This window comes from Lactiplantibacillus sp. YT640, from assembly GCF_049745435.1.
Classification (GTDB): Bacteria; Bacillota; Bacilli; order Lactobacillales; family Lactobacillaceae; genus Lactiplantibacillus; species Lactiplantibacillus plantarum.
The window spans coordinates 1-5,553 of sequence record NZ_JBMNVY010000066.1; the positions used below are offsets into that span (position 1 = coordinate 1).

The following is a 5,553-nucleotide window of genomic DNA, read 5'->3' on the forward strand; positions in this document are numbered from 1 at the left end:
AAGATGGGTTTGTGGTAAACACCATTTTAAAGGAAGCTGATCTTTTTTGTCCGAACAGCGTTCGGATTAATTTTACAATCTACCATTCAGACGTTAATTTTCGATTTGATGTGGCAAGTAATTTAAACGCAACCGTGCAGGTTGCGAAGTGCAATGAGTTGCATCGATTCGAAGTCATACCCCAACGTTGAGTAGTAGAACGATCCTTTAGTTGATTAGAGAATTGTCGGCGACTTTGGAAAATTGTGAGCGTCAATTAACCACCAATCTGCAAATGGTCGTTTTGGCGTTTTTAGCACTATTACTTAAAAGATTTTAGACATCCTCTTAAAACAAATAGACATCTGTTTTTGGACACCATATCGTAAAAATATGAAACAATGTTCAGGTGATGAGAGCTTATTAAAACACCAACGGCGTAGGATAGAGGATGTATTTTCACAATTATGTTGTTTATTTAATATCGAGCAAAATTCTGCACGATCATACATGGGTTTTCAAACACGTCTAAAACAATGTCTTTTTATTGGTACCTGGTTAAAAATTAACTAGCACCATGCGTATTACGTTATAATTCTAAATCTGATTAACTCTTGATTAAATGCATCTTTATCAATATCGTGAGGAACCCTAGCTATTATACCCATTGTTCAGCACTATACTCATAGTAAAATAATTTGAGGTTAACTAAAATTATACGCCCAGAGGTTTACCATCTACTATCGAGTGGGAATAGGATTGTAATGTAAGATAGAGTTGGAAGCGCGATATATCGGCATTTTGGCAGTGTTAAAACTTGACTAACTCATTAAAAATAACATGTTTGTTTGCCAAAATGTTTGCCATATAAAGAAAACATCCAGTATAACAACTGGGTGTTTTTATTTATGAAAGGTGTAAGGATAAGGTTGAAGGTTCGAATCTTTAGTCAGCACTAGATAGAGTCTAATAGCCTGCTATAACGGCATTTATGGTCGTTATAACAGGCTATTTTACGTTAAAAAACGTTATTTTTCATTTAATACAAGATTTAAAGCATGTTAAGAAGTAGTACATCTTATATTTAGTGAAAGAAAAGTTATTATCTAGATTATTAAGGATTGTTTTAATTAAGAGCATTGTAACCGTTTAAGGTAAAATTGTTAATAATCTGTACATCATGATACCATTTATTATTTTTTCTAAACTGGTTAGCACGATTAACCGCAAAAGAACCATGGAGAGTGTATAAAAACAATGTTTCTGCGTCTTCCTTGGATAATCCAGTCTTTTCTTGAATTGCAGGAACTACTCGGTTGCGCTCACGGATCATAATTCGCCCGACGATATATTCTGTCAATTCAGGGTCCAGAAGTAATTTACGATATTTTTCACTTGAACCTACCCTTTGGCAGGCCGGTATCAAAGATTCGTTTTCTTTAAGATAATCAATGCTAAAATTACTGATCTTAAGATAATCTGGTGAGGTCATCTTGATTGCATCATCAAGAATAGCGTTCAAAACATCATTAATCGATTTAAAATGTAAATAAAAAGTTGAGCGACTTATGTCAGCAACTTTACAAATCTCTTTTATTGATATTTTTGAGTATGGTTTATCCTGGATTAGCTCCAAGAAACTATCTTTAATTACATTGACTGTATATATTGTTCGCCTGTCTATTCGATTTGAATTTTTCATTACTAACTTCACGATCCCTTTACAGATTATTAATTACTATATTTTATTATTGACAATTTCATAACGGTGTCCATAAATGAACAGCCTCGGAAAAATGTTATTCACTTCAAATATATAAGCAATTATAATTAATGGCAGATTGCAAGAAATAACTTGAACGAATTTAGTGACGTAGATTAAGCAAGAAGATCTCGATTGGTGTATGCCAATTAAGACATTTAAGTGGCCGTGAATTCAGATACCAATTGATTTGAACCAGTTGGTAATCACTTAGTTCTTCAATGGCTTGTCCCTTGGGAATAAACCGTCGCAAAACTCGGTTACGGTTCTCATTACTACCGCGTTCATGTGGTGAATAAGCATGGGCAAAATAAACCTGAGTATCTGTTAGCTGTTCAATTGTCTGGTAGTTAGCGAACTCTTTACCATGATACACAGTAAGCGTCTTGAGCTTGTCTTGAAGTTGACTAGCTAGTTCAAGTACGGCTTGAGTCATGGACTGACTGTCGCGACCATGGAGCCGTTTAACAATTGTCAGGCGACTTTTACGCTCCACAAAAGTAGCCACAGCTTGACCTTTACGTTTACCAGAAAGTACGGTATCAGCTTCAAAGTGGCCGAATTCCTGGCGAGTTTCGACTTTATGAGGCCGCTCCTCAATGGAGCGGCCGTGATTGAACGTACCACGCTTTTCTTTAGCACGATGACGACGAATTCCATGATCAGGCAAATCGGGCAACTGTATATCAAGCCATCCTTGATCAATCCAGTTATAGACCGTCTTGTAGGCAATCCCCACCACATGGGCAACTTGTTCAGGGGACCACTTCTGGACTTGAATCTTTTCCTCGATCAAGTGTTTAAGGTTTTTAGTGAGCGAAGACTTCCGCCCCCGTTGACTAACCTTTCGTTCAAAGTCAGTTTGCGCTAGCCCAGCCTGGTACTCACTATTTAGCCGGTGAAGTTCGTTAAAGATGGTGGTCTTACTAAAGTCTAAGTAGTTAGCGATGTATCGCAAGGAACGTCCTTCATTATGAAGCNAGTTCGTTAAAGATGGTGGTCTTACTAAAGTCTAAGTAGTTAGCGATGTATCGCAAGGAACGTCCTTCATTATGAAGCGTTTCAATGACAACACGGTTAAGGTCCTTCTTTCTAATGGATTGTGTGGTAACACCATTAAAGACCTTGATGGGTTTTTCTGTCCACTTAAATGTTCAACTTAAATTTTACAATCTGCCTAATCATATCATTTAACTACATTATGTTCAAAAATGGACATAGTATTCAATAAGGAGGAATAAAATGAATAGACTTGAAAATGTAGTAGCTCGAATTAATGATGCAGATGCAATTTTAATTGGAGCTGGTTCAGGAATGTCAAATGCCGCGGGAATGGATTTTTGGTATGAAGCTAGTCCATTATTTATGAAGTACATGAGTGACTTTTACCAAAAATATCACTTTGAAGGTATTTTTAAAGGATTCTATAACCGTTTTGAATCTCAAGAAGAGCGATGGGCTTATTTATTAAAAATGTTAAAAATGGTTTCAACCATTCCACCTCAAAATAGGGTATATGATTATCTAAAGACAATCATTGACAATAAGCCTTACCATATTATTACAAGCAATCAAGATATGTTGTTCAAGAAATTCTTCCCAGAAGAACATGTCAGTGAAATCCAAGGATCATGGGGATTCTTTCAGAGTAAAAATACATTAACAGATAAAAATTTGTATCCTATCGATGGTTATTTAGATGAATTAATACCTAAAATCGTTGATAATCGTCTTCCAACTGAATTAATTCCTAAAAGTGAAGTTGATGGTACTCCCCTTATCCCATGGGTACGTGGTCCGGAATTTCTTGAAGATAAGAAATACTATGAAGAATACGAAAAAGCAAATCAGTTTCTAGGCAAATACCAGTTAAAGAAGATACTTTTCATTGAAATTGGGGTTGGTCGGATGACACCAATGTTTATACAAGAGCCATTCTGGGAAATGACCAACTACATGCCACAGTCATTCTATATTAATTTCAATCCTCGTGATGTCTTAACAAATCCAGCAATAAAAGATCGTTCACTGTTGATTAATAGTGATACGGCTAGGGCTTTACAAAATATTTCTGAATTAATCAAAGGAGGACAAAATGACTAACACGGTAAAAACAGCTCAACAATGGTTAAGTGATGCTGATGCTCTTTTAGTAACTGCTAGTAACGGTTTTTCAATTTCTGAGGGACTAAACTTATTTGCAAAGGACAGTAAATTGTCAACGGTTCTGGGTGACTTAGTAGAGAAATATAATTTACCAAATTTATTAGGAGCACTTAACTATAATTATCCCAATGAACTTGATAAATGGCGAGTTTATGCACGAATTGCAGAATACTATAATTATAATTACTATCCTGGTGAATTAATGGATAAATTACGACAGGTGATTGGTAACAAGCCTTATTTCATCTGGACATCGAATATCGATCACCATTTTGCGTTAGCTGAATTTGATCATCTTCTCGAAGTGGAAGGAAATTGGCAGACTGGCATCTGCTCTAAACACCCTAAAGAACACCCACTTGTTGATTTGAAGTCAACCCTTCATGAAATTTATAAAAAAGACCAAACTGGTACATTAACAGAAGATGATTTACCAACATGCGCAACTTGTGGAGAGAAACTATCACTTAATATTCCAGGTCCTGTATTTAGTATGGACCAAACACAGGTCAACGGCTTTGAGAACTTTTTAAATAATTATCAAGACAAAAAAATTCTTGTCTTAGAATTAGGAATTGGCCCACAAAATCGAATGATTAAGGCGCCAAGTATGCAATTAGTTGCAGGCAATAAGAGTAGCCGTTATATAACAATTAATAAGGGGCAGTTAAATATCCCTAGTGTTATTGCAGATCGCTCCATTGGTTTCTCATCAACAATTATCGAAGCATTTAATGCTTTAATAAGTGGTAAAGGTGAAGTTGAAACACAGGGGCCTGCTAAGCCGGCACCGCAATTATCTCCAGAAGATCAACAAAGACAAGAAAAAATCTTCAAAAACTTTTATCCATCTTATAGTGTAAATAAGGGTTATCGTCCAGGGGAACTTGTTATGTATACGACAATTGACCATGAACACCCATCACATTTGCATATGGTAAAGTACGGTAAGTCACTAATGTATTCATATGGTGATCCGGTTAATGTGCATTACTTTACTCAAGATGGTCATTATCACTTGGTTAAACTAGGTTTGAATAAGGATAATGATGAAGTTCACGGCTTTTATGTAGAGCCTAATAGTTTTATTGCAATGGAAAGTGTGAAGAGAGCAACTGGATTTTCTCAAATTAGTGTCACGTTACCGTCATCATCTTCGAATGAAATTTTGATTCCGAAAAAGGAGCAATTAAAAAAGATGTTTCCACAGCAACAAGCATTAATTGAACGCTTGTCGGCAGACAATTGATTTTATAAATTATAGCCCCCAGATAGTAAGTTTTTGCGTAAGTACCGAATAACAACACGTATTGAAAAAAAGCGTCATGCACGACATCGGTTTTGATGTTACGCATGACGCTTGCTTATTTTAAATATGACATTGAGCCTGGGCCTCTTTTGCCCATGGCAAAAAGCCCTCAAGATCTTTGTTTTCACGATTCGGTAAGTGATCAAACAGATACTTGAAGTATTTATAGATGTGGCAAATTCTATAATTAATCCGAACAGAAATTAAAAAGCCCAAAGCAATCACTTACAATGGTAGTAGCTAATTCCAACCAATATAGGGAGTGATTACTTTGGGTACATCTACTTTATCACGTTTTCAACGTGGCGCACTAGCACAACTGGTCAATGAGGGGAAT

4 protein-coding genes and 2 pseudogenes are annotated in these 5,553 nt (G+C 36.0%); 3 read left to right on the forward strand and 3 right to left on the reverse strand.

The genetic code is table 11. From position 1 onward, the window contains the following. Positions 1 to 125 precede the first annotated feature (125 nt). Positions 126 to 319 (forward strand): annotated as a pseudogene (locus ACOV1R_RS15715) (transposase); the annotation flags it as partial. A 786-nt stretch (positions 320 to 1,105) separates the two neighbouring features. On the opposite strand, the gene ACOV1R_RS15720 reads toward ACOV1R_RS15715, so the two are convergent. The 3 genes and pseudogenes from ACOV1R_RS15720 to ACOV1R_RS15730 all read right to left on the reverse strand — a co-directional run bounded on the left by ACOV1R_RS15720 (position 1,106) and on the right by ACOV1R_RS15730 (position 2,871). Beyond that, entirely contained in the window at positions 1,106 to 1,681 is a 576-nt protein-coding gene (locus tag ACOV1R_RS15720) for a TetR/AcrR family transcriptional regulator (RefSeq protein ID WP_172638042.1), read from the reverse strand. Positions 1,682 to 1,844: 163 nt separating this feature from the next. Beyond that, a pseudogene (locus ACOV1R_RS15725) lies at positions 1,845 to 2,720 on the reverse strand (IS30 family transposase); the annotation flags it as partial. Further along, entirely contained in the window at positions 2,713 to 2,871 is a 159-nt protein-coding gene (locus ACOV1R_RS15730) for a helix-turn-helix domain-containing protein (RefSeq protein WP_424744306.1), read from the reverse strand. The gene ACOV1R_RS15730 and the pseudogene ACOV1R_RS15725, both read right to left, overlap by 8 nt. A gap of 112 nt (positions 2,872 to 2,983) precedes the next feature. Between ACOV1R_RS15730 and ACOV1R_RS15735 the strand changes: the two genes are divergently transcribed. Both ACOV1R_RS15735 and ACOV1R_RS15740 read left to right on the forward strand, forming a co-directional pair. Further along, positions 2,984 to 3,844, forward strand: coding sequence for a hypothetical protein (locus ACOV1R_RS15735; protein WP_064578735.1), 861 nt, complete (start codon positions 2,984 to 2,986; stop codon positions 3,842 to 3,844). After that, entirely contained in the window at positions 3,837 to 5,156 is a 1,320-nt protein-coding gene (locus tag ACOV1R_RS15740) for a cupin domain-containing protein (protein ID WP_172638043.1), read from the forward strand. Before ACOV1R_RS15735 ends, ACOV1R_RS15740 begins: the two co-directional genes overlap by 8 nt. Positions 5,157 to 5,553 lie beyond the last annotated feature (397 nt).